A 25,394-nucleotide genomic window follows, 5' to 3' on the forward strand; every position below is an offset into this window, starting at 1 on the left:
CTGACAGCAATTGGCTGCCTCAGGCAAAAAACTCATGAATACTCGGGTCATCGCGCTGCTCCAATTGCTGGTAGGTGCCCTCGGCGTAGCAGCGGCCCTGCACCAGCAGGGCCACGCGGTCGGCGGTGAGGCGCACGCAGTTCATATCGTGGGAGATGATGAGGGCCGAGGCGTTGTATTTCTGCTGCACCTCCCGGATCAGCTCGTCTATTTCGCGGGCCGTTACGGGGTCTAGGCCAGTGGTAGGCTCATCGTAAAGCAGAATTTCGGGCCGCAGAATGAGGGTGCGGGCCAGGGCAATACGCTTGCGCATCCCGCCTGATAGCTCGGCGGGCATCATATCAGCGGTGTGCGCCAGGCCTACATCTTCCAGCACCTGGCCTACCAACTCATCTTCCTCGTCGCGGCGGTGTGCCAACCAGTGCCGCCGCAACGGAAACAGCAGATTTTCGCGCACCGTCATGGAGTCGTAGAGGGCATTACTCTGAAACAGAAACCCCACTTTGGCCCGCAGCAAATCCAGCTCAGAGTGGCCTAGCGCCGATACATCCTGGCCTAGCACCCTGACGGTGCCCGCATCTACGGGCAGCAGACCAATGATGCACTTGATCAGGACTGATTTGCCGGAGCCGGACTTGCCCAGCACCACCACGTTCTCGCCGCGGTGCAGCGCCAGGGAAAAGTCCTGCAGCACATGGTTATCGCCGAACGACTTGCTCACGTGCTCCACCGAAAGCACCATTTCGGGAGCAACAGTGGGGCCGGCAGCAGGCGCAGAAGTCGGTTCGGGAAGCATTATGTTATCAGTTGTGAGTTGCCGGTTGAGAGGTAGGATTTGAGAGTTGTAGATAAAACGATACTGAAACTGGAAACCGGCAACTTAATTCAGGCCTAGGATGCCGGTTATCTGCACGGCCAGCAGATCGAGCAGGAAGATGACCAGGGAGGAGATGACCACGGCTGAGTTGGCCGCGCGGCCCACGCCTTCGGTGCCCTTATCGGAGGTATAGCCTTTGTAGCAGCCAATAATGCCCACCGCGAAGCCGAAGAAGTAGGTTTTGATGACGGCCGGCACCACATCGCCGAAGGCCAGGCTGGAAATGATGTTGTTGGTGAACAAGGCCAGCGTAGTGACGCCGCTCAGGTTGATGCCCACGTAGGAGGCAAACAGGGCAATGGCATCGGCTATGACGGTGAGCACGGGCAGCATGAGCGTGGTGGCCAGCACCCGCGTAACCACCAGATACTTAAACGGATTGGTGCCCGAGACTTCCATGGCATCAATCTGCTCCGTTACGCGCATGGAGCCCAGCTCGGCCCCGATGCTGGACCCGATTTTGCCCGCAAAAATCAGGGCCGTGATGATGGGACCCATTTCGCGCACAATCGTGAGGCCGACCATTGTCGGAATCCAGGACTCGGCCCCAAACTGCGCCATGGTGGGCCGGCTTTGCAGCGTGAGCACGATGCCCATGATAAAGCCCGTGATACCCACCAGCGGCAGCGACTGATACCCAATGACGTAGCACTGATACAGCAGCTCCTGCACCTCGTAGCGCGGCCGGAAGCCTTCCCGAAAAAAGCGGCCGGTAAAGCTGGTGATGGCACCGGTTTCTACGAGGAGTGAACTGTTCATGGAGGATATACCACAGCAAGAAAAGGAGGAGCAAACAGGCCTAGCGCAGCAGTCAGGCTAATAAATCAGGCCATCCACGTTTTCGGGGTCCGGTTTATCAGTCGGGAGCGGCACGGTGGGCAGTAGTAGCACGGGTATGGGGCTGGCGCGCACCACTTCGGCGGCCACGCCGCACCCGAAAATGCTGCTCAGGAAGGTGCGCGGCCGAACCGGCATTACCAGCAGCTCGGCCTGTACATCCTGGGCGGCCTGCACAATACCAGCGCTGCGGGGCTGGTAGCGTACCTGATACGTGCGGGGCGGCGAAGGCAGCAGCCCGCTATGGCGCACGGTAGCTTCGGCGTGCCTACTCCCATCGGCAGATTCTTCGTCGGGAGTAGCCACATGAATGATGCAGTAGTCCGTAGTCCATTCGGCCAGAATCGGCACCAGGGCCTGCGCGGCAGTACTCAGCCGGAACTCTTCGCCATCGGCCGCTACGGCTACCACGCGGGGCATTACGGGGTCCTGGGCGGCATTTTCGGGCACCAGCAGCAGCGGTAGGCCGGTATCGCGGAGAGCCGGCAGGGCCTGGTTTATCAGCAGCTCATCCAGCACGTCGTGCTCGGCGGCCAGCGCTAGTACCAGCAGCCGGGGCTGCCACCGTACAATCAGGTTTTCCAACACCTCCCCGAGGCTCCCCTGCAGGCTTTCCACAATGGCTGGCGCGGGCAGCTGCCGGACCAGCTCGCGCAGGGCCTGGGCATCATCCTGCCGCTGCTGCTCAAAATACTCTGCCGGAACGGTCACCATGCCCAGCTCCGGCTCCAGCATCGGCAGTACTTCGGGGTGCAGCAGTACCAGCTGCCCTCCTACTGCCGAGGCCAGCAGCGCGGCCAGATACGTGGCACGCTGGGAGCGGGCACTCAGGTCAGTTACAACCAGAAACGAAGGCTTCATGAGCAAAGGAAATCAGGTGGAGGAAATGTCATTTGTGCTTGCTAGGCCGGTTGGGGCTGCCCCAGCTGCGCTTCTGGCTCGGGGTGCTTGTTGGCCAGCGCCTGCTCTGCCTGCACCATATTTGCGAGGCCCTTCAGCAGGCCATCGGGAGTGAAGGAAATGGAGCTTATGCCCTGCTCCACCAGAAACTGCGCAAACTCGGGGTAGTCGCTGGGGGCCTGCCCGCACAGCCCGATAGGCCTACCGCAGACTTTGGCCGTCCGGATTACCTGCGCCAGCAGCTGCAGCACCGCTTCGTTGCGCTCATCAAACAGCTCACTGATAATGGCCGAATCCCGGTCGATGCCGAGGGTGAGCTGGGTGAGGTCGTTGGAGCCGATGGAAAATCCATCGAAGACCTGCGCAAACTCCTGGGCCAGCAGCACGTTGCTGGGGATTTCGGCCATCACGTACACCTCTAGGCCACTCTCGCCGCGCTTCAGGCCAAATTCTTCCATCAGGGCCACCACCTTCCGGCCTTCGGCCACGGTGCGACAGAAGGGCACCATCACCTTCACGTTGGTCAGGCCCATGCCGAGGCGCACGCGCTTCAGGGCCTCGCACTCTAGCCGGAACCCCTCGCGGTACTGCGGACTGTAGTAGCGGCTGGCGCCCCGGAAACCCAGCATCGGGTTTTCTTCGGTGGGCTCGAACTGCTTCCCGCCCAATAGGTTGGCGTATTCGTTGGTTTTGAAGTCGCTGAGGCGCACAATCACTTCGCGCGGGAAGAAGGCAGCGGCCACAAACCCAATGGCCTGGGCCAAGTGGTCGATGAAGTATTCGGGCTTGTTGTCGTAGTTAGCGGTGAGGGCATCGATTTCCTGGCGGGCCTGCTCATCCTGCAGGGCTCCGTAGGCCACTAGCGCCATTGGGTGCACCCGAATGGTATTGCTGACCACAAACTCCATGCGCATCAGGCCCACGCCCTGGCTGGGGTAGCGAGCCAACTGCAACGCCCGCCCAGGGTCGGCGAGAATAAGCAGCGCCTTGGTGTGCGGCTCGGGCACGCTGGCCAGGTCCAGGTCGATTTCCTGCCAGGCCAGCTGGCCTTCGAATATCTGTCCTTCGTCGCCCTCGGCGCAGGAAACGGTAATCTGCTGCCCATCCTTGATTTTCTCGGTGGCATCGAGCGTGCCTACCACTGCTGAGAGGCCTAGCTCGCGCGCCACAATAGCCGCGTGGCTCGTGCGCCCGCCCTTGTTGGTCACAATGACGGAGGCCTTCCGCAGCACGGCGTTCCAGTCGGGGCTGGTGATATCGGTCACGAGGATTTCGCCGGGCTGCAGCCGGTGCCCTTCCGAGGGCGAGGCAATGAGGCGCGCTACTCCCGTCACGATTTGCTGGCCTACAGCCTTGCCCGTGGCTAGCACCGGCCCGCGCTCCGTGAGGTGATACTCGTGCAGGCGCAGGGCTTTGGTGCCGTGGTGGATGGTTTCGGGGCGGGCTTGCACAATGTAGAGCACGTTAGTCAGCCCATCTTTGGCCCACTCAATATCCATGGGCATGCCGTAGTGCTCCTCAATCTGGAGGCACCAGCGGCCGAGCTGTTCGGCCTCAGCATCTGAGAGCACGAAGGTGGCGCGCTTATCCGAGGGCGTATCGGTGTTATGAATGCCGGTAGAGCCATCGGGACGCTGGCCGTAGTGCATAGTTTTGGCCTTGTCGCCGAGCTTTTTGGTCACCAGGGCCCGGTGTCCATCGCGCAGGGCGGGCTTGAATAAGTAGAACTCATCGGGGTTTACGGCACCCTGCACCACGTTTTCGCCCAGGCCCCAGCTGCCCGTGAGGTAAATCAGGTTGTCGTGGCCGGTTTCGGGCTCGATGGTAAACGCCACGCCAGCCGATGCCAGATCGGAGCGCACCATCGTCTGCACACCCACCGAGAGGGCCACGCGCAGGTGCTCGAAGCCATTCTGGATGCGGTACTTAATGGCGCGGTCGTTGAACAGCGAAACGTAGCACTTCTGGCAGGCCTGCAACACGGCTTCCTCGCCCCGCACATTCAGAAACGAATCGTGCTGGCCGGCAAAGCTGGCGGTGGGCAGGTCCTCGGCCGTGGCGCTGCTGCGCACCGCTACCTGCGTGGCGTGCGTGTACTCGGCGCTTAGCTCCTTGTAGGCCTGCCTGATTTCGGCGGCTACGGCGGCAGGCAGGTGGGCGCCAGCCAGCAGGGCCCGCGCCTGGGTGCCTACTTCGGGCAGGTTAGTAAACTCCTGCTGATCCAGGCTAGCCAGCAATGTTGTGAGCGGCTCGCGCAGGTTATTTTCATCCAGGAACAGCCAGTACGCATCGGCTGTGGTGGCAAACCCATCGGGCACGTTGATTCCCTGCGGCATCAGGCGGTTGAACATCTCGCCCAAAGAGGCATTTTTCCCGCCTACCAGCGCCACTTTATCGTTGGTAAGCTCCCGAAAAAACCGGATGTAAGTATTGTGTGCCATATAAACAGGAGGAAATGCGGTGGGAAGAAACAGATACCGCCGGGCCAATAATCACGCGGTCTTGCAGCGCTCCAAAGTTGGCCCGTTCACTTTCCCTATATAATGACTACTGACCTACAGGGGTATGACTTTCGTCATATAAAGGCATCATATCATCTTATCACTCAGCTTAATGCTCCGTTAAGCAAAAAGCCAGACACGCACCGCATGTCTGGCTTTTTTTAGTCCTTAAATCGGCTCAGCCGTTCGTCTATTTCCGGGTACTCATGGGGGCGGCCACCAACTCAATTCGGTCAATTCGATCACCGATATCCAAACGGCTCACCACATCCATACCGCTTACCACCTGCGCGAAAATGGTGTAGCGGCCATCGAGGTGTGGGGTGGGCGCGTGGGTGATGAACCACTGACAGCTTTCGGTGTCTTTGCCCGCCGAGGCAAGGCCTACGGCGCCTTCGCCGTACTGCCGGGGGCCTAGCTCAGAGCGCAGGTTGTAGTCGGAGCTGCCCCAGCCGTCGCCGCGCGGGCAGCCGCCCTGGGCCACAAAGTTGGGCACCACCCGGTGGAAGTTGCGGCCATTGTAGAAGCCTTGGCGCGTAAGCTCCACGAAGCTGGCCACCGAGCCCGGCGCTTCTTCTACCAGCAATTGAAATACAATATCACCCTTGGCGGTGTGCACTACGGCCTGCTGGGCAGCGGGCAAATTTGCCACGAGGCCCCAATCAATAGGGTGCGTGGCGGCCGTAGCTACCGGCACGGCCGCTGCCGGACGGTTCTGCAGAAAGTCAATGGTTTGCTGCAACGACTGCCAGGCCTCCAGGTCGCGGGGCATGGTGAGCCGGTCGCGGGCCTGCACCAAGAAGTCTGCGTTCGGCAGCAACTTGCGTAGGCCTAACTTGGGGTCTCGGATGGCTTCGGCGGCAATACCCATGAGAGCCACATCCTGGCTGAGCACGCCACGGCGCAACGTGAGGGCAAACTCGGCCTGCTGGGCAGCCGGAAAATCGGCTTGGTTACGCATAGCTACCAGCGCCTCCATACCATATGTCCCTATCACTACTGGCTGATTAGGCGCAAACGTGGCCTGCTGCACGAAGTCGTACGCGGCCGGATCTTCGCCTAGTGCTTTCAGCAGGTAGCCTTTCTCATACGGGTCGGTGGAGGCAGCATAGCGGGCCTGCACCGCGCTCCGGATGGTAGTCCGCTCCGGCCCTTCCTGGCGGAGGGCAGCGGCCAGCAAAGTAGCACGCACTCGCCATTGCGTCAGCTTCTCGGCCTTCGCAAGGAACAAGGAGCCCGGCTCCTGGGTAGCGTGCGTCAGGAAAAATTCGGCGGCCGATAGCGCCACCTGGGCGTTGGCATCGGTGAGGGCTGCCCAGGCCGCCTCTTTCACGGGTGCATACATGGCGGCGTTCATAGAGCGCAAGGCACTCACCCGCACGCGGTAGTCGGGGTCGCGGCGGGCCAGCGTGGCCAGTAGGCCAGGTACGCTGGGGGCCTGCGTGGCTTTACCCAGTGCTGAGGCCGCTGCACTGCGCACCGCATAGTGGGTATCCTGCTGCGCCGCTGCCCCGATGGCCGTTGCATAGGGCGTCAGGTTGAGGGCGCGGGTGCGGGCCAGGGCATTGGCGGCAGAAAGCCGGGCACTATACGGGTTCGAGGGGCCTAGCAGCTGAACCAGCCGGGCCACAGCAGGCTCCGAGGTGATACCGCGCAAGCCGGCCCGGTAGAGGCCCCAGGCCTGCCCACTGAGCGCGGCCGTATCGGTGGCCAGAGCGGCGGGCAGCCGCACCAGGGCGGCTAGGCCAGGGCGGGAGGTGCAGCGGCCCAAAGCCTCCAGCTCAGCGCGCCGGGCGGCAGGGTCAGGCTCCTGCGGGAAGCGCTGGGCCAGCGCCGCTTCGGCGGTAGAGTCGGCGGTCTGGCCCAGGGCGTAGGCAGCGGCCTGGCGCACGGCAGCATCGGGGTCCTGAAGGTGGCCTAGGAGCGCACTAGTGGCTGTTTTGCTTTGCACGGAGGCAAAGGCCAGGGCTGCTTCGCGCCGGTAGTTGGCCTCGGGGCTTTCCAGGAAGGGTAGCAGGGCCGCGGCGTTGCGCTCATCCTGGGCAGTGGCAATCTGCCGCAGCGTGGCGTCCTGGGCGAACTTGTTGGGGGCAGTGGAAACAGTAGCGGCCGGCGGAGTGGCAGTACAGGCCAGCAGCAGGGCGCTGCCGGTGACGGCGGCCGTGACGGCCGCGCGGCAGAGGGTCAGGTGGTTCATGGTCAGCCAAAATACAGGTTTCAGGTGAGGTAGCCGCGGGCATCTTTGAAAAGAAGTATGGGCGCTACCCCTGGCCTGACGGGAACCCCACCCTAACCCCTCAGGGGCTTAAGTTGGCATCACGACGAGTACACAAATGACATTGCCAAAGTAACCTGAGCCCCTCTCCCGGAGAGGAGGGATTGGGGTGGGTTTCATGCGCCAAGTGCTTCGACTGGACTCAGCAGGACGGTCTTGTTCTACTATCGTATCAGCAACCAGGAAGGCTAGCGAACAGCCTCCGTAGCCACCTCCTCCAACACCTCCCTGAGCCGGGCAAACAATACCTCATTCCCGTGCTGCTGATAGTGGCCTAGGTCTTCCTTGAACCCATCCAGATCATAGAGAAAGGCCTTGAGGTTGTCGGCGGTGATGGCGCTGAAGTGGCGGCCGTAGCCCAACTTCTCGATTTCGGCGGCGTTCAGGAACTGCTCGAACTGCGCCGGAATAGGCACGGCGCACACCGGCTTGCGCAGGTACACGGCCTCGCTGATCAGCGAAAAGCCCCCATTGGTAATTACCGCGCGGGCGCTGGCCAGATCATCAATAAAGCCCTGTTCGCTGAAAGCCTTTAGCTGCACATTGCCGTGGTTTCCCTCCTTATTGAAGCCATACACTCGAAACTCCTGCCCCGGCATGCTTTGCAGCAGCGGCACCAAATCCTTTTGGGTGGTGGCCGACTGATACACGAGCACGTGCTGGCCTACGGTGGGCTGGGCGCGCAGAATCTCGGGCCGGATGATGGGCGCACCAGCGTAGTGCGCTCCTTGATGACAGGCAGCTCGAAAAACGTCGAAACCAGGTAGTGCTGAGCGCGGGGCAGCTTGGCGCGCACCAGCTCGCGGGCTACGGTCAGGTTGCCGCGCTCGGCAGCGGGCACCACTATATCCAGCTTCGCCCGACTGATAATCTGCATGTTATCAATACTGATGATAGGCAGCCGCTTCCACTTGGCGAAGAAGTAGCTGAACGACTCGAAGTCGGAAATCACCAGATCGGGCTCGAAGTCGCAGAGCAACTCCCGGTATTTACGGAAGTTCACGACCAGGTTTTCGGGGGCTGTACGCAGCGTCAGGGCCGCCGTACGCAGCTTCGAAACCGTAAGCTGCCGGTAGGCCAGGTGAAACCCTCGAATCTCGTGCACGCGCCCCGGAAAGTTGCTGGCCAGCATCTGAAAGGCCCGGGCGCTGCTTACCACGCACACTTGGTGGCCCTGCTCCAGCAGGTGCGCAATTACCACTTTACTGCGGGTGGCGTGGCCTAGCCCTTCGCCGGGCACTCCATAGAGTATGTTCATATTCTTGCTAACAGACTTTCGTATTGAGCAGATAGCCTATGCCGCGTGGGCCTCCCAATTGGCGGCGAAGCTACTGTACTTGCCCCGAACCTGGCTTCCTCATCATGCGGGTGAGCAGTTCCCGCAAAGCAGTAGCCCCTTCCGGACCATATAAAAACGCGTGGCCGCCCGTGGGCAGCGTCTCGAAGTGCCACTGCCGGGCTTGCTCTTGGTGTTGTGCATAGATGGCTTGCACCTCCTGATAAGCAACTACCTGGTCATCCTGGGCGTGCAGCGAGTAAAACGATGCACCTCGGCGCAACTGCATAAAGTTCAAAGGGCCTAAAGCACTAACCGGAAGAGCTGAGAGAGCGAAGAAGCCCGCAAAGCCCGCCGGCGATTGGCAGGCATACCAGAACGCCGCCGTGCCGCCGTTCGACATACCCCCCAGGTACACGCGGCGGGAATCAATGTGGTAGCGCTGTTTTACCTGCTCTACCATGGTGCGCACGTTGTCTAGCGCTGCCCGCTGCTCCAACCACCCGAACGATTGACGGCCAAAGGGGTATAGCACCAGCGCATGTTGCTCGGCGGCAGCGGCAAAAACAGGTTCCTGAGCTACCCCTGGGTCAGAGGCCTGAAACTGGGTGGTACTCGCAACACCACCGTGCAGGTAAACCAGTAGCGCCGCGGGGCGCGTGGGCTGGTAGGAGTTGGGCACATACACCAGGTACGGAACCTGCACGGTATCCACTGGGGCGTGATACAGAGCAAATCCGGGAGAGACAGCTGCATAGCGGCCTTTCTTAGTAGGCACAGGAAGTGCTTGATTCAGCGCGTTGCGCCGCCACTCGGCGGCCGCATGTTGCGCTTCAGTGGTACGGCGGGCAGCCACTTGGCGCATACCGGCCAGAAAGCGACTCCACTCCGCAAAGCCATGCAAACTGCTGAAGCTCTCGTCCTGCGCCATATTGTCTACGTCGCGGGCAGTAATGGGCACGTTGGCTTGGCGGGTTAGCTGCAGCAGCCAGCGCAACGCCTGCCCCTGCTGGCCAGGACAGTTAGCGGCCGCACCTGCACCAGCATACAGGTCGAAGGGCCCTACCTGGGTACTATCTGTTAAGGCACGTTTAAATGCCGTAGTAGCCTCGCAGTAGTTCTTTTGCCCTAAGTGGCGAGCAGCATCCTCCAAGAGCTGACCGTAGGTTTGGGTTTGAGCCTGAGCATTTGGGCCAGCAAATAGGCCTAGCAAGCCAATAACAGGCAATGCAAATAGTTTGAGGAGTTTCATCAGAATAGTTTGAATAGATAATTAGAACACCAAGGATACCGACCACTCCAAAGGCTCATGGCAAACCCTCCTAGTGGTCTATAGCCCATAATCCCGTTGAGCTATGGGATGCAATATATCAACAGTACCTTGCTTTACAAGGTACTGTTGATATATTTTCTTGACAGGAATACCTTGCCCTTACTTGCTACAGTGGCCTACTCGCACATTCATAAAGAGAATCAACACAAACTTTTGCATACCAAATAATTACCCTGCTAGAAAATACAATACAGGTTAAGTTACCGGACCATTTAAATATAAACCCGCCAGCTATTGAGTGAAATAACTGGCGGGTTTGTCCATCATCATTTGGCCTAACGGCTGCCGGTAGGAATGCGGAACTGCAGGCCCAAGCTCGGGATGAAGGTGAGGCCTTTGAGGGAAGCCGTTTTGTTGTTGAGCAGTTGGTAGTCGCCGTAGTTCTGGTAGTACACCGACAGGGCCGGAATAACATACACGTAGCGGTAGCCCAGCTTCAGGTTCACGAAGCCGCCGTAGGATGAGAAGTTTTGTTTGGAAACGGTGAGGCTCGGAATCTTGTCGTTGATGGAGCCGCTGCCGGGGCCGTTGTAAAGGTTTTCGGGCTGAAAACCGTAGCTCAGGAAGCTGTGGGCATACATCACGCCGTAGGAAATGGCGCCGTTTTCTTCCTCCGGCCCAAACGACTGGCTGAACACCAGCGGCACAATCAAATCGTGGCGCGTAGCCTTAAAGCCCAGCACATTATTGATGTTATCCAGGAACGGAATGCTGGGCAGCTTGGCGCGCTGCGTGGCATACTGCAGCCCAATGCTAGCATACGTAGCTCCCGCCTGCCGCCCAGGGCTTTCCGGTGTTCCGGTAGGGCCCATGAACTGGTACATGGCATCGAATACGTGTGACCCGAAGGCGTACTTGTAGCCCACATCCAGGCGGTCTATCACGCCATAGCGCACATACAAATCCGAGGAGGGCCGCACGGGGTCGAGCACGTAGGCCAGGGCCGCCACCTGCAGCTTCTCGATGGTCTGGTTGTACTGAACGGTGTCCTTTTTAGCCGTTTCGCGGGCCGCTGTGAGGAGCGCAGAGCCGGTTTTGCTGACGGTTTCAGTGGCCACATTGAACGCGAAGTTGCCGCCTACTTTGAACTCGCCTTTAGGCGTGACTTTACCGGTGCTGACGATGGCGCGGGGCGCGGTGCAGGAGGCAGTAGCCAGTAGGCCACCCATCAGGGCCAGCGCCGCCACCGGGCGCAGAGAGGAAAATGCTTTCATAGGGAGCGAAACGAGGGAAGAACTGGCCTAGGCCACCGCCAGAGCAATTGGCGAAAACCGGGCCGAAAGTAGGCAAAGCAGAGGGAGTACACCGCAGGTCTAGCCGGAGTTTTTTACCGTTTGCCCGCTTCTTCCAAAACGAGGACCGTCGCCAAGCATTGCTTTAGCAGTGGTTTGTAGCTTATATTTCATAACCTACACCGGTACTGAGCTCTGCGTGGCGAGAACCCAGCCCCCAGCCCACAGAACCTAGAGCCAGTGCAGCTTTCTCAGCCTGTCATTTCGAGGATACCTAGTTTCCATGTTCGGCCCGAAGTGATACTGGCTCTGTGCAGCCTATGTTACCGAATTGTTACGCCGAGACATCGGAAAGCCGTAACTTTCCCTTCCGCTTCTGATTTCCGCCTTGCTCATGCTTCAGTTTTACCTCAACGATCAGCTCATCCGCACCAGCCAGCCGGCCGGCAGCACGCTGCTCGATTTCGTGCGCTACAACCGCCACCTGACGGGCACCAAAATAGGATGCCGCGAGGGCGACTGCGGCGCCTGCACGGTGCTGGTAGGAGAGCTGCAACCCGATGGCAAAACGGTGGCCTACCAGTCTATGACCTCGTGCCTGACGCCGCTGGGCAATGCTCACGGCCGCCATGTGGTGACGGTGGAGGGCATTAATGCGGCACGGGGCACGCTCACGCCGGTGCAGCAGGCTATTGTGGCGGAAGGTGGCTCGCAGTGCGGCTTCTGCACGGTGGGCTTCGTGATGTCGTTGACGGGCCACTCGCTCAGTCAGAAAACTACGCAGCCGGGCGCGGCACTGGCTTCCATTGATGGTAATATCTGCCGCTGCACGGGGTATAAGTCGCTGGAGCGGGCGGCGGCGGCCTTGCAGGAGCAGCTTGCCGATAGGCCTACGGAGCAACCCGTGAGCTGGCTGGCAGCGCAGGGCTTTGTACCTACTTATTTCCAGGATATTCCGGCTAAGCTTACGGCTCTGCATAACGCCGCCAACACCGCCGCAGCCGGCGGGCAGGTAGCGCAAAATGGCCACTCCGCTGCTGGTACTGGCCTAGACGCGGCCACGGCAGCCCGCGCCCAAGTGCTGGGCGGCGGCACCGATTTGCTGGTGCAGCGACCCGAGCAGCTGCGCGAGATGCCGGTGCATCTGGTGTACGGGCAAGCCGAGCGCCGCGGCATCCGGCAAGAGGGAAACCAGATTATACTAGGGGCCGCCACCACGGCCCAGGAGTTGCTGGAGTCGGAGGTGATGCGGGAGCTGCTGCCGCGCCTGCCGCAGTACCTAAAGCTGGTATCGAGCACACCCATCCGCAACATGGGCACCGTGGCCGGCAACTTCATCAACGCCTCCCCCATCGGCGACCTAACCATCCTGTTTCTGGCCCTCGGCGCCAGCATTACGCTGGAAGACACGGCCCTAGGCCAGCGCCGGGAGCTGCCGTTGCAGGAGCTGTATGCCGGCTATAAGAAGCTCACCAAAACTGCCGACGAGCAGGTACTGGACATTAGCTTGCCTGCTCCGCTGACGACAGATTACTTCAACTTCGAGAAGGTCTCGAAACGGACGCACCTGGACATTGCTAGCGTAAACTCGGCGGCGTGGCTGCGGGTAGAAGGTGGCCTAGTGCAGGCAGCGCGTCTATCAGCGGGCGGCGTAGGCCCCATTCCGCTAGTGCTGCCCCGCACGGCGGAGTTTCTGGTAGGCCAGGTAATCAGTGTTGAAACCGTGCGTGGTGCACTGGAGCTGGCGCAGCAGGAAACCAGTCCGATCAGTGATGTGCGTGGCACCGAGCAGTACAAGCGCTTACTATTGCGGCAGCTGCTGGCAGCGCACTTCCTGCAGTTCTTCCCGGAGCGCCTGACCATGGCTGAGTTGCTGTAGAGAAGCAAAAAAGAACCGTCCTGCTGAGCGCCGCCGAAGCCTCTCTACCGCTTTACCAGAACGTCATGCTGAGCGCAGCCGAAGCATCTCTCCCGCTTCGTTGCTAGGCCAGTTGGTTAGTCAGAGGTAGAGATGCTTCGACTGCGCTCAGCATGACGGTCTTTTAATGGTCTGGAACAGCCTTACCAAACGCATCCATCTGGCCTAGGCCAGTCGTCATATAATCCGCGAAGCAGGAAGCTGCGCGTTACTTTCCTTGTCATGAATCACCTCGACCCGGCCCGCCACGTGCGCGGCGAATCTCAGTACCTCGACGATATTCTGGTGCAACAAGGCACGTTGTACGCCGCCGTGGTAGAGTCGCCGGTGGCGCATGGCAAGCTACTTTCCATTGATTTTGAGGCCGCACTGGATCAGCCCGGCGTGATACGCGTGCTTACGGCTGCTGACATTCCCGGCGAAAATCAGATTGGCGGTATTGTGCCCGATGAACCGCTGCTGGCCGAGGGCCATGTGCATTTTCGGGGCCAGCCCGTGGCGCTGGTGCTGGCCGAAACCGACCATCAGGCCCAGGCGGCGCTGCGCCATGTGCGGGTAGAAGTTTCGCCACTGCCCATCATCACCGACCCGCGCGTAGCCGCTGCCCAGAACGAGCTGATTGTGCCGCCGCGCACGTTCCAGATCGGCGACACGCAGGCGGCCTGGGCGCAGTGCGCGCACGTGTTTGAAGGCGTAGCCGAATCGGGCGGACAGGAGCATTTGTACATCGAAACGCAGGGCGCCTACGCCTTCCCAACGGAAATGGGCGGGGTGCGCATCGTGTCCTCCACCCAGGGGCCCACGGCCGTGCAGCGCCATACGGCGCGGGTGCTGGGCGTGGGCATGCACCAGGTAGAAGTGGATGTAACGCGCCTCGGCGGGGGGTTTGGCGGCAAGGAAGACCAGGCCACTACCTGGGGCGCGCTGGCTGCGCTGGGCGCCTTTGTAGTGCGTAGGCCAGTAAAGCTGGTGCTCGACCGCATGGCCGACATGCGCATGACCGGCAAGCGCCACCCCTACTCTTCCGACTTCAAAATCGGCTTCGATGAGAACCTGAAGCTGGTGGCCTACGAGGCGACGTTCTACCAGAATGCTGGTGCCGCCGCCGACCTTTCGCCGGCCGTGCTGGAGCGCACGTTGTTCCACGCCACTAACAGCTATTTCATCCCAAACGTGGCGGCCACGGCCTACAGTTGCCGCACCAACCTACCGCCCAACACCGCTTTCCGGGGCTTTGGCGGGCCGCAAGGCATGTTCGTGATGGAGTCGGCGCTGGCGTGCGCGGCGGAGCGGCTGGGCGTGCCCGTGGCGGAGCTGCAGCGGCGCAATCTGCTGCGCGAAGGCGATGTGCTGCCTTACCGCCAGCTGGCCGAAGGCTGCTACGCCGAGCAGGCCTGGGACACGGCCGCCAGCCTCTACAACCTGCCTGGCCTACGGGCCGAAGTAGAGGCCTTCAACAAGCAGAATCAGCAATTCAAGAAGGGGCTCTCGGTGATGCCGATTTGCTTTGGCATCAGCTTCACCAAAACACCCATGAACCAATCGAGGGCGTTGGTGCACATCTACACCGATGGCTCGGTAGGCGTGAGCACGGGCGCCGTGGAAATGGGCCAGGGCGTGAACACCAAAATTATGCTGGTGGCGGCGCGCACGCTGGGCATCTCGCCGGAGCGCATCAAGGTAGAAAGCACCAACACCACCCGCGTGTCCAACACCTCCCCCTCAGCCGCCAGTGCCACCGCCGACCTCAACGGGAAAGCCACCGAAATGGCCTGCCTGGCCCTACGCGAGCGGCTGTTGCGCCTGGCCTCCGCGGAGCTGAAGATGGACTACGAAGGCCTGACCATCGAAGACGAGCAGGTACTAGCCGCCGGCACGCCTGCCGATACGACCTGGGAGAAGCTGGTTTCGGCGGCTTACTGGCAGCGCGTGAGCCTCACTGAAAACGCCCATTATGCCACGCCGGGCATTCATTTCGATGCCCAAACCAACCAGGGCCACCCGTTTGCCTACCACGTCTATGGTACGGCCCTGACTACCGTAACCGTAGATTGCCTGCGCGGCACGTATGCCTTTGATGCGGTGCAGATTGCCCACGACTTCGGCCAAAGCCTCCACCCCCAAATCGACCGGGGTCAGATTGAGGGCGCTGTGGTGCAAGGCATGGGCTGGATGACGCTGGAAGAACTTGTGTTCAACGACGAAGGCCGCCTGCTTAGCAACTCCCTCAACAGCTACAAAATCCCCGATCTGTATTCGGCCCCGAAAGTGCTGGATGTACATTTCCTTGATACTCCCGGCCACCCGAACGCCATCATGCGCTCCAAGGCTGTGGGCGAGCCACCCCTGATGTATGGCATTGGGGCGTATTTCGCCGTGCGCGACGCTATCCGCAACTTCCGCCCCGGCGCCACCCTCCCGTTTTCTGCTCCTATCACCCCCGAAAAGGTACTGCTCAGCCTGTACCCCGACGTTTCACTTACCCACCCAGTTTGTACTTCAACTACCGCAACCACCTCCGTGGCGCCCTGATTTATGCCGCCGGCGACACTGCTGCCGCCCTGCTCCAACACGATTTTTCCTGGTCCCGCCTGCTGGGCGTGGCCTTAGTGGCCGGCACCGTTTACGCCTGGGAAGTGCCCACCTATTTCCGCTGGATTGACCGCCGCGTGCCGCACCGCCCCGGCTGGACGGCCCAGCTCCGGCGCGCTTCACTGGCCCTGGCCTACTTCAACCCGCTCTGGATTGCGCGCCACTTTGTGTTCATTCGCCTCGCCTCCGGACACCTGGATACCATTACGTGGGCTCTGCTCCCGATGGCGGCGCGCTCGTTTTTGCTCAACGTACCCGTGTCGTTGGCCGTGAACTACTTCATTCAGAATAAGCTCCGGCCAGATCGTCGGTTTCTGGTCAGCGCCTTATTTTCGGGCGTGATGGCCGTGTACTATGCCTTAAGTGCCACCTGGGGCCAATAAGCGGCCACCTGCAAGTGGCCTAGGCCACTTTGTTTCTTCCATCTGTTTTGCCATCCGTGAGTATTCCTGTGCCCTACGCTTCCCCCGCTACCCCGCGCGACTTGCCCGTCTGGCAGCACGCGGCCGCTAGCCTGCAGGCGGGGGTGCCGGTGGCGCTGTTGTGTGTGCTGGCCAGCGAAGGCAGCAGCCCCGGCCGCCAGGGCTTTAAAATGAGCGTGACGGCCGATAGCTCGGCGGGCTCTATTGGCGGCGGCGTGATGGAGCACAAGTTCGTGGAGCTGGCCCGCACACGCCTGCCCGAACGGAGCCCTAGGCCACTCCTGCGCCAGCAGATTCATCGGAAAGACTCTCCCGCTGACCGCTCCGGCATGATCTGCTCCGGCGAGCAGTGGGTGCTGCTTTTCCCATTGAGTTTATCGGATTTGCCCGCTGTGCTAGCCTGCACAGAAGCCCTGACACAGAACACCAGTGGCCTACTGGTGTTCTCGGCGGAAGGTGGCCTACAGGTGCAGGATGTACCATCAAGCGCCCCGCGCTTTGGTTTTCAGGCTGGCGAGCAGTGGCAGTACCAGGAGCGCCTGGGATTTGCTTCGCGCGCCACCATCATCGGGGCCGGGCACGTAAGCTTGGCGCTGTGCCGGGTGCTGGCCGCGCTAGATTTTGAACTAACGGTGCTCGACGATCGGCCGGACCTGCCTACGCTGCTGGCCAACCCGTTTCCGCATCACAAGCGCACCGTGGCCTACGAGAATATAACGGCTGAAATTCCGGAAGGCCCCGATGAATACGTGCTCATCATGACCGTTGGCTACCGCTCCGATTTAGTGGTGCTGCGCCAGCTGCTAGGCCACTCTGTGCGCTACTTGGGCGTGCTCGGCAGCCAGGCCAAAATTGCGGAACTGCTGAGCACGTTGCGGGCCGAAGGGGTTTCAGAGGAAAGCTTGGCACGTATTTCGGCTCCTATAGGCCTACCCATTCATAGCCGCACACCAGAGGAAATTGCCATCAGCATTGCGGCAGAGCTAATTCAGGTGCGGAATCGTTGAGATAGAAATAAATCAGCACGTCCTCCTGAGCGCAGCGAAGGAACTTGTTACGATATTACGAGGCGCTAGGCCAGTCGTGTAGGCGTAACAAGATCCTTCGCTGCGCTCAGGAGGACGTGCAAGTAGGGTTGTTAGCACACTCAAAGTCAGTTCTGCTCCAGATAGCCTTCCGTGAAGACGTGGTACTGGTCGAAGATGGAGCGGACGGAGCGGCGCAGGATTACCTCGCCCTGGGGGCCGTTCGGTACCGTAACGCCGGAAGCGTAGCCGTTCCAAACGGCCCGGTTGGTTTCGTTATCAATCAGCGTAACCAGTAGAGTACCATCCAGCAGCAGCATTCGGACGGGGCTATAGCCTTGGCGCTGATCAGCGGGCGTGTCCTCGCCCTCGGCATAGCCCGTTTTTACCCATCGCGAAAACTCTGGTTGCTGATAGCCCCGAAAGCGCATGCTGCCCTCAAACAGCCGGAAGTTTACCAGCAGGTCGGGCCGGCGGCGGGCAGGGCGGTACCCCTGCACTTTCATCCGGGTACGGATGGCGTCTCGCACTGCTTCGCCCAGCTTACTGGTATCGGAAGTGATGCCCTCACCCGTCACAAACTCATACGTACGGTAGCGCCGAAACTGGCCGGCAAAGCTATAGTCAGACTCTACGCGAGCCTCCCTCGACATCAGGCAGCCAGATAAGGCCGCACAGAGGCCTACCAGCAGGAGTAGAAACGGTTTCATAGGCGAGAAAAAGTAGCAAGTTCAACCCTGCCTAAGATACGCCGATCATCCCCAATTATCAACTACTATTTGCTAGCATAACTTTGTGCCTCAGCAGTTTCGGGGTTGGCCAGCACTTTTTCCAGTACGATAACCAGACCATGCGCGCCCTGCAGGGTGCCTACTACATCGTAGCCGTGGTGCAGGTTCAGAATCAGCATGGCGCGCCACTGGTTGTAGGTCTGCGTCCGGATGCGACGGTAGGCCTGCTGCTGGCACCAAGCATGTTGTCGGCGCATGAGTTCCGCCGCTATGCCCTGCCCCCGAAAATCAGATTCTACTCCGCCCAGCCAGCTGTAATAATGGCCCGGCTTGCGCTCATAGCCCAACTTACAACCCACCAATTGGCCGCCTGCCTCTGCCAACCACACGTGCACTGGCCCACGGGCCTGCTGGTAGCGCAGCTCGGCAGCTTGCTCTTCCGGAGTAGTAGAAAAAACGGTAGCAAGCAACACCAACAGGCGCTGCCACTCAGGGCCATCAGAGGGCAGATTGGGCAGGAAACGAAACGTTGCAGACATGCCTGCAACATACGGCCGATTAGCGATACCCGGCCGCCTGCAGCTGGAACAGTTCGGCGTAGCGCCCACCTTTGGCCAGCAGTTCCTCGTGGCTCCCGATTTCCACAAATTGCCCGTTTTCAATCACCAGAATGCGGTTGGCCATGCGCACGGTGCTGAAGCGGTGCGAGATGAGCACGGCGGTTTTGCCCTTGGTCAGGTCGTTGAAGCGTTGGAACACTTCATACTCAGCGCGGGCGTCGAGGGCGGCGGTGGGCTCATCCAGAATTAAGAGTTGGGCGTCGCGCATGTAGGCGCGGCCCAGCGCAATTTTCTGCCACTCGCCGCCGCTCAGGTCTACGCCGCCATTGAAGCGGCGGCCAATCATCTGGTCGTAGCCCTGGGGCAGCTTGGCAATAACAGAGTCGGCGAGGCTCTGGGAGGCCGCCTGCTCGATGCGCGGCTGGTTGTCTTTCTGCTCGATGCGGCCCACAGCCAAGTTCTGGCCCGCCGGCAGCTGGAAACGCACGAAGTCCTGAAAAATCACACCTATTTCCTGGCGCAGCTCGGCGGGGTCATACTCGCGCAGGTCGTAGCCATCCAGCAGAATGCGGCCTTCCGAGGGGTCGTAGAGGCGGGAAAGTAGCTTCACGAGCGTAGTCTTGCCGGCTCCATTTTCGCCTACCAGCGCAAGTTTCTCGCCAGCCTGCAATGTAAAGTTGAGGTTGCGTAAGGCCCATTTTTCGGCGTTGCGATACTTGAACCCCACATTCTCGAAAGTAAAGCCCAGCCGGATAGGATGCGGAAAAGGTCGTACGGTGCTGGCATCGCCACGCCGAATGCGGGGCTGCAGGTGGAAAAAATCGAAGAAATCCTGCAGGTACAGCGCCCCTTCGGCCACGGAGCTAAACCGGCTTAGAATTCCCTCCAGTAAGCCCCGCATCCGAGCGAAGGAGCCCGCCAGAAAGGTGAGCTGGCCTATACTCACATGCCCGTACACGGCTTGGCTTATAATGTACACGTAGGCCCCGTAGTAGCCAGCTGCGCCCACTGCCGCGAAGAATGTGCCCCACCCGGCCCGCCGAATCACGAGGTCTTTGTTTTTCTGGTAAAAGTCGTCGGACAGCGTTCGGAACCGATCAATGAGGAAGCCTGACAGGCCGAAAATCTTGACCTCCTTAGCTGTCTCGTCGGAAGCACCAGTCTGGCGCAGGTAGTCCAGCTCGCGCCGCTCGGGCGTCCAGCCATGCACCAGCGAGTAGCTGCGCTCATTGAAGTGCGACTCGCCCAGGAACGCCGGCACCACGGCCACTAACAGAAGCAGCAGCAGCCACGGATTGAAAGCCACCAAGCCTACGGCCAGAAACGTCATCGTGATGAAATCCTGGGCCTGACTGAGCACCTGGGCCATGAGTACGGTGCGGGAAAGCGTCTGGCGACGTGCCCGCTCCAGCTTATCGTAGAAGGTGCTGTCCTCAAACTGGTCCAGGTCTAGCTCAGCGGCGTGTTGCATGAGGCGCACGGAGGTTTGGTTAGCGAACAGGTCGCCAAGCAGAGAATCCAGCAGCGCTACGCCGCGGCCCAGCGCATCAGAAAGAATGGCCAGGCCAAACTCCAGCGCTACCAGCAGCAACACGGGCGTGAGCACGCGCTCGGGAGCCGGCTGGCGGCTGAGCTGCACCACGGCATCCAGAATCAACTGGCCTACATAGAGCATGGCCACGGGCAGGGCCGCCCGCAGCAGGCGTAGGCCTATGTTGCCCATCGTGAGGGCCGGGCTGGTATGCCATACCAGGCGCAGAAATTCCGGTAGGTTCTTGAGAGCCGAAAACCGCTCCTGTACGGAAAGCGCCGGCTTGCCATCGGGGCGCGGCTTTTTGGCGGATATAGTAGAAAAGAAAGAATCGGAACGAGCCATATGCCACAGTACGACATACTTCGCGCCGAAGTGCACCGACAGCCGTTTTGGCAGGTTGCCGGGCTCGTATAAAGTCCTCAAGCTATGTTGTATAATGCGGCAGAAAACGGCCTTTTGGTATTGGATGCCGCCTGTACTGGCCTAGCCATGGGCAGAAAGGCACCTGCCTGCGTATACCTGCGTTATTCTTTTATCAAGAAGCTTTTTTGCTTCGCTCCACCTCCTACCTCTGCTTGCGGTTATGCTCCACAGCTTTCTATTTACTGCTTTTGCTGATTCGGCCCGCCAGGCCCAGTACGAGGCCGTGCGCGCTGTTTTGCAAGCCGATACCAGTGCCACACCCACCATTCTGCTCGGCAATTTTGAGGTAGAAGGCGAAGTCATGGATGCCGTAGTGATCCGGCCGCACAGCGTTACGGTATTGTTATTTGTGCCGCAGGGTGGCCTACTAGATATTTCTACTCAACCCGATGCGGCCTGGCAGCTGGGCTCCTACACGTTGCACGGCGATGAGCACGCGGCCAACCCTTTCGAGCAGTTTCTGCACCAGCAGGAAGCATTAGCCACCTGGCTCAGTGGGGAGCTGGCTCCTCATCAATTACTACCCGAGCATATTACTGGTGCGGTGCTGTTTGCCCAGGCCGTGCAGTTTGGGCCGGGAGTAGAAACATATCTGCGCCGCCAGCCGGGCGCCGAAAACTTCCAGCTCTTGAGCGGCGATGTAGGCCAGCTTCCGCGGCGCTTACGGCAGCTAGGCCACTCAGAAATCAACCTGACGGAAGAAGCCCTCATCCCCTGGGCCAACGACCTCACGGCCAGTATTGCCGCCAGTGCGCCAGCTGAAGCAGAACCTGAAGCTGCGCCTGCCGGTGGTTACTGGGAGCAGAAGGCCCGTCAGCTGTGGCTTTGGCTGGGCGCCGAAGACATTCCGCACGATGCGCCCTACGGCTCGCCAGCCGAGGCTGTAGCGGCCAGCCAACAGGAAATGCACCGCCTAGAACAGCTCAGCCAACAGGTCCGCGACGAGCTTAATACCCAGCGCCAAACCATGGAAGCCCGTGAGGCCGAGCGCGAGCAAAGCATTGCCCAGCTCCGGGCCCAGCTGGCGCAGGCGCCTACCGCCGCGGCCGAAGCCGCTGAGCTACGCGCCCGCCTGCAAACGGAGAGCCAGGAGAAAGCCGCCCTGGAAGAAGCCATTCGGGCATCACGTGCTGAGTCGGAGGCGCGCAACCGGGAGCTGGACGCCCGCATTCAGCAGCTAGGCCAGTTGATAGAGCAAATGCAGCAGCGGCCGCCAACCGCAGAGGCCGCGCTGCCCACTCCAGCTCCGGCCACACCTACCGTAATTAGGCCTAGGCCAGTACCGGGCCCCAGCGCCGCCAAGCCCGCCGCCGCGCCATCTCGGACGGTTGCCCCGGCAGCTTCTGCAGCGGCGGCTACTGCCCCCAAAGCTCCTACGGCGGGCTCTCATGGGCTACGGGGCCTCCAGGCAGTACGGTTCCAGATGCCACGGGTAGCTCTGGTGGCAGGCATTCTGCTCTGCATAGGCTTGGCAGCGTGGGGCATTGTGCGGTGGTCAGGCAAACTAACAGATGCTCCGGCCACCGAGAAACCTCGCGCAGCCCGGCCCGAGTACCAGAAGGAGGCCGACGTAGATGAATCGGAAGCTGTAGCCCCCACCATCGAGGACATCATGCCCGATACCATAGTAGTGCCTACCGAAACGCCAGCCGAGGAGCGCCCCACGCCGCCTGCCGCCTCAGAAGCCACTCCCGCACTACCCGACTCAGCAGAAACCTCTCCCCAGGAAACCCCAACGGAGCCCACGGATACGCTAGGCCAGTCCTCGCCCACTACTCCTTAATGTATCTGTTCTGCTGCAATGGGCATTCAATAGCAACAACAAAAAAGGCTCCTACCGCGGTAGGAGCCTTTTTTGTTGGGCAATATCAGTAGTTAATAAGGCTTAGCGTCGTGCGCTATAGCCTCTGCTTCGGCTACGGCCTTTGAGCCTTGGCTTTCATTGTACTGATTGCCACCCTCCGCCGTTTTTCCGGCGCGGGCTGCTTGCAGGCCCTCGGCGAGGCGGCGGCCCCAGTCAGGGTCACAGTTGGTGCAGAGCTCCACCATCTTGTCGCTTACCTTATGATTGGCATCGGCCAGGGCGCCCACCATATTGTTGATGAGGTCGTTCCGCTCCCAGTCTTCATGCAGACGGTACCGCTCGCCGGCTTGCTTGAAGTTATTGGTGCGGTCAATGGTTTCGCGCAGCAAGCGGCCCGTGTACTGGGGTGTATGGTCGGGGGCCGTGCGGGGGGCTTCCTTCAGCCCGTTGAGGCTGCTCGGCTCGTAGTTTACGTGGTTGTTCTGGCCCGGCGCCGAATCAACGTGGTAGGCCATCTGGCCGTCGCGCTGATTGGTGGCCACGTGCTTTTTGGGCGCGTTGATGGGCAGCTGCAGGTAGTTGGTGCCCACCCTGTAGCGCTGCGTATCAGAGTAGGAGAACGTGCGCCCCTGCAGCATCTTATCGTCGGAGAAATCGAGGCCATCTACCAGCACACCCGTACCAAACGCCGATTGCTCTACCTCGGCGAAGTAGTTTTCGGGGTTTTTATTGAGCGTCATCTTGCCTACTGGCAGATGCGGGAACTGATCTTCGGGCCAGATTTTGGTATCATCCAACGGGTCGAAGTCCAGCTCGGGGTGTTCGTCATCAGACATAATCTGCACGCGCAGCTCCCACTCCGGGAATTCGCCTTTGGCAATGTGCTCGAACAAGTCTTGGGTGGCGTGGTTGAAGTTCTTGGCCTGAATGGCTTCCGCCTCCTGCGCCGTGAGGTTTTTAATGCCCTGCAGCGGCTCCCAATGGTACTTCACCAGCACAGCTTCGCCAGCCGCATTCACCCACTTATAGGTGTTCACGCCTGAGCCTTGCATTTGGCGGTAGTTGGCCGGAATGCCCCAAGGCGAAAACAGGAACGACACCATATGCATGGCCTCCGGCGTATTGGAGATAAAGTCGAAAATTCGCTCACCGGTCTGGCGATTGTGCACCGGATCGGGCTTCTGCGAGTGAATCAGATCTGGGAACTTCATCGCGTCCCGGATGAAAAACACCTTCAGGTTGTTGCCCACCAAGTCCCAGTTGCCATCTTCGGTATAGAACTTCACCGCGAAGCCGCGTGGGTCGCGCAGCGTTTCCGGCGAGTGGCCGCCGTGGCCTACGGTGCTGAAGCGCACGAATACGGGCGTCTGCTTGCCAGCTTTGTTGAACAGCTTGGCGCGGGTGTACTTCTCGATGGGCTCGTTGCCCACTTTGCCATAGGCCTCAAACACACCGTGTGCCCCGGCACCGCGGGCGTGCACCACGCGCTCCGGCACCCGCTCCCGGTCGAAGTGGCTGATTTTTTCCAGGAACTGATAGTTTTCCAGCGTAGCGGGGCCGCGGTTGCCCACGGTGCGCAGGTTCTGGTTGTTGGTCAGAGGGTGGCCCTGGCGGGTGGTCAGGGTCTGCGGATTCTCGCCGGCTGCGGTGCGCGGGTCCTCAGAGGTACCTGCGCCCGTTACGGCCGTTCCAGTGCCATTGCCGTTGCTGGCGTGGCCATTGGAGCCGTTGTGCTTTTCTGGTTCTTGACTCATACGTATCAGAATTGAAAGTTGAAATAGCTTCCCTAATCTACCCGCTAGGCTAATAGCGCGTTCCTTTAGTGGCCTACAAAATTTTGGGTTCCTGCCGCGGGCTTAGGACACAAGGCCCGGCTTTTTCAAGGTGAGCCGGCGGAGCGTTCTACCTTTGGGGTCTGTTCGCCATTGTGTAGCTCATGCCCGCTTTCCGTTCTACTACGTATACTATCGGCTTCTGGCTGATGTGCTTATCGTCGTTTCTGTTCTTCATGAGCTTCAATATGCTCCTGCCAGAACTGCCCGACCACCTCACCCGCCTTGGCGGCGCCGACTACAAAGGCTTCATCATTGCGCTATTCACCCTCACAGCAGGCCTCTCCAGGCCTTTCAGTGGCAAACTAGCCGACACCGTAGGCCGCATTCCGGTGATGGTGTTCGGCTCCTTGGTGTGCTTCATCTGTGGGTTCTTTTACCCCTGGGCCACCACCGTAACGGGTTTTTTGCTGCTGCGCCTGCTACACGGCTTCAGCACCGGCTTCAAGCCTACGGGCACGGCCGCCTTCATTGCCGATATCATTCCGGTGGAGCGGCGCGGCGAGGCCATGGGCCTCTTGGGCGTAGCTGGCTCCTTGGGTATGGCGGCAGGCCCGGCCCTGGGTGGCCTATTGGCCCAGCACTTCTCGCTGAACACTATGTTCTACTGCTCCTCAGGCATGGCCCTTATGAGCCTGGCCGTACAGGGCACCATGACGGAAACACTGCCCCAGGCCCAACGCGAGAAATTTAGCTGGAGCTTGCTACGCCTGAACTGGAACGAAGTACTGGAGCCCCGCGTGCTGGCCCCGGCCCTCGTGACGCTGCTGTGCATGTTTCCGTATGGGGCCGTGCTCACCCTAATTCCGGACCAAAGCCGCTTGTTGGGCATCGAGAACAAAGGCCTGTTTTTCACCTGCTTCACGATTGCCTCTCTGCTCGTGCGCCTGGTGGCAGGCCGTGCTTCCGATACCTATGGCCGGGTGCCCGTGCTGCGGTGGTCGGCGGGGCTGCTGGCGGTTTCGCTAGGTCTATTGGCCGTGGCCAGCACGCCGCTGGTATTTCTCTCCTCAGCCGTGCTGTTTGGACTGGCGACGGGCCTCAACTCCCCTACCCTATACGCCTGGACGATTGACCTGAGCCACCCGGAGCGGCGCGGCCGGGCGGTAGCCACTATGTATATCGCGCTGGAAGCCGGTATCGGGCTGGGCGCCTTGCTCTCTGGCTGGATTTATTCCAATATTTCCTCCCATTTGCCATACGCTCATTTGCTCAGTGCCGCCAGCGTTCTTTCAGCCTTTGGGTACCTGTGGCTATATGTACGCGAAAAGCCCGCAGTAGCCTAGCAAGGCTCTATTTGGCAGCCAGCATATTTTACTGCA

The 25,394-nt window shown here is 60.3% G+C and carries 17 protein-coding genes and 1 pseudogene; 6 read left to right on the top strand and 12 right to left on the bottom strand.

Translation table 11 applies throughout. The features are described 5' to 3' along the window. Positions 1-19: 19 nt before the first annotated feature. The 8 genes and pseudogenes from CFT68_RS10275 to CFT68_RS10310 form a co-directional block, all read right to left on the bottom strand. Positions 20-796: an ABC transporter ATP-binding protein gene (locus CFT68_RS10275; protein WP_245815336.1), complete on the bottom strand. Its 777-nt coding sequence runs from the start codon at positions 794-796 to the stop codon at positions 20-22. Between the two features lie 84 nt (positions 797-880). Beyond that, positions 881-1,636: an MlaE family ABC transporter permease gene (locus tag CFT68_RS10280; protein WP_088843332.1), complete on the bottom strand. Its 756-nt coding sequence runs from the start codon at positions 1,634-1,636 to the stop codon at positions 881-883. Between the two features lie 57 nt (positions 1,637-1,693). Continuing rightward, positions 1,694-2,575: a universal stress protein gene (locus CFT68_RS10285; RefSeq protein WP_088843333.1), complete on the bottom strand. Its 882-nt coding sequence runs from the start codon at positions 2,573-2,575 to the stop codon at positions 1,694-1,696. Between the two features lie 41 nt (positions 2,576-2,616). Further along, entirely contained in the window at positions 2,617-5,055 is a 2,439-nt protein-coding gene (gene ppsA, locus CFT68_RS10290) for a phosphoenolpyruvate synthase (protein WP_088843334.1), read from the bottom strand. A 250-nt stretch (positions 5,056-5,305) separates the two neighbouring features. Beyond that, on the bottom strand, positions 5,306-7,312 hold the full coding sequence (locus tag CFT68_RS10295; RefSeq protein WP_088843335.1) for a peptidylprolyl isomerase: 2,007 nt from the start codon (positions 7,310-7,312) through the stop codon (positions 5,306-5,308). A gap of 266 nt (positions 7,313-7,578) precedes the next feature. Next, positions 7,579-8,648, bottom strand: a pseudogene (locus CFT68_RS22420) (MJ1255/VC2487 family glycosyltransferase). A gap of 70 nt (positions 8,649-8,718) precedes the next feature. After that, positions 8,719-9,918, bottom strand: coding sequence for a dienelactone hydrolase family protein (locus CFT68_RS10305; protein ID WP_088843336.1), 1,200 nt, complete (start codon positions 9,916-9,918; stop codon positions 8,719-8,721). Positions 9,919-10,274: 356 nt separating this feature from the next. Beyond that, positions 10,275-11,213: a hypothetical protein gene (locus CFT68_RS10310; protein ID WP_088843337.1), complete on the bottom strand. Its 939-nt coding sequence runs from the start codon at positions 11,211-11,213 to the stop codon at positions 10,275-10,277. A 412-nt stretch (positions 11,214-11,625) separates the two neighbouring features. Here CFT68_RS10310 and CFT68_RS10315 point away from each other — a divergent pair, with 412 nt between their 5' ends. The 4 genes from CFT68_RS10315 to CFT68_RS10330 all read left to right on the top strand — a co-directional run bounded on the left by CFT68_RS10315 (position 11,626) and on the right by CFT68_RS10330 (position 17,170). Further along, complete coding sequence (locus CFT68_RS10315) at positions 11,626-13,110, top strand: FAD binding domain-containing protein (RefSeq protein ID WP_088843338.1); 1,485 nt, start codon at positions 11,626-11,628, stop codon at positions 13,108-13,110. A gap of 261 nt (positions 13,111-13,371) precedes the next feature. Continuing rightward, positions 13,372-15,681 (top strand): xanthine dehydrogenase molybdopterin binding subunit, encoded by a 2,310-nt coding sequence (locus tag CFT68_RS10320; RefSeq protein ID WP_088843339.1) that lies wholly within the window; start codon positions 13,372-13,374, stop codon positions 15,679-15,681. Beyond that, complete coding sequence (locus CFT68_RS10325; protein ID WP_088843340.1) at positions 15,642-16,124, top strand: hypothetical protein; 483 nt, start codon at positions 15,642-15,644, stop codon at positions 16,122-16,124. Before CFT68_RS10320 ends, CFT68_RS10325 begins: the two co-directional genes overlap by 40 nt. 68 nt (positions 16,125-16,192) lie before the next feature. Beyond that, complete coding sequence (locus CFT68_RS10330) at positions 16,193-17,170, top strand: XdhC family protein (RefSeq protein WP_212590383.1); 978 nt, start codon at positions 16,193-16,195, stop codon at positions 17,168-17,170. Between the two features lie 146 nt (positions 17,171-17,316). On the opposite strand, the gene CFT68_RS10335 is transcribed toward CFT68_RS10330, so the two are convergent. The 3 genes from CFT68_RS10335 to CFT68_RS10345 form a co-directional block, all read right to left on the bottom strand. Next, on the bottom strand, positions 17,317-17,898 hold the full coding sequence (locus CFT68_RS10335) for a DUF4136 domain-containing protein (protein ID WP_088843342.1): 582 nt from the start codon (positions 17,896-17,898) through the stop codon (positions 17,317-17,319). Between the two features lie 65 nt (positions 17,899-17,963). After that, the gene (locus CFT68_RS10340; RefSeq protein ID WP_088843343.1) at positions 17,964-18,458 is read right to left on the bottom strand and encodes a GNAT family N-acetyltransferase; all 495 of its coding nucleotides are present in this window, start codon (positions 18,456-18,458) and stop codon (positions 17,964-17,966) included. Between the two features lie 19 nt (positions 18,459-18,477). After that, positions 18,478-20,355 carry an ABC transporter ATP-binding protein gene (locus tag CFT68_RS10345; protein WP_088843754.1) on the bottom strand — a complete coding sequence of 626 codons (1,878 nt, stop codon included), beginning with the start codon at positions 20,353-20,355 and terminating at the stop codon, positions 18,478-18,480. A gap of 241 nt (positions 20,356-20,596) precedes the next feature. On the opposite strand from CFT68_RS10345, the gene CFT68_RS10350 reads away from it, so the two are divergent. Beyond that, the gene (locus CFT68_RS10350; protein WP_088843344.1) at positions 20,597-22,219 is read left to right on the top strand and encodes a hypothetical protein; all 1,623 of its coding nucleotides are present in this window, start codon (positions 20,597-20,599) and stop codon (positions 22,217-22,219) included. A 92-nt stretch (positions 22,220-22,311) separates the two neighbouring features. Here the strand turns inward: CFT68_RS10350 and CFT68_RS10355 are convergent, their stop codons facing one another. Beyond that, the gene (locus CFT68_RS10355) at positions 22,312-23,994 is read right to left on the bottom strand and encodes a catalase (RefSeq protein ID WP_088843345.1); all 1,683 of its coding nucleotides are present in this window, start codon (positions 23,992-23,994) and stop codon (positions 22,312-22,314) included. A gap of 182 nt (positions 23,995-24,176) precedes the next feature. Between CFT68_RS10355 and CFT68_RS10360 the strand changes: the two genes are divergently transcribed. Continuing rightward, on the top strand, positions 24,177-25,358 hold the full coding sequence (locus CFT68_RS10360) for an MFS transporter (protein ID WP_088843346.1): 1,182 nt from the start codon (positions 24,177-24,179) through the stop codon (positions 25,356-25,358). Positions 25,359-25,394 lie beyond the last annotated feature (36 nt).

The sequence above is a fragment of the Hymenobacter gelipurpurascens genome (assembly GCF_900187375.1).
Classification (GTDB): domain Bacteria; phylum Bacteroidota; class Bacteroidia; order Cytophagales; family Hymenobacteraceae; genus Hymenobacter; species Hymenobacter gelipurpurascens.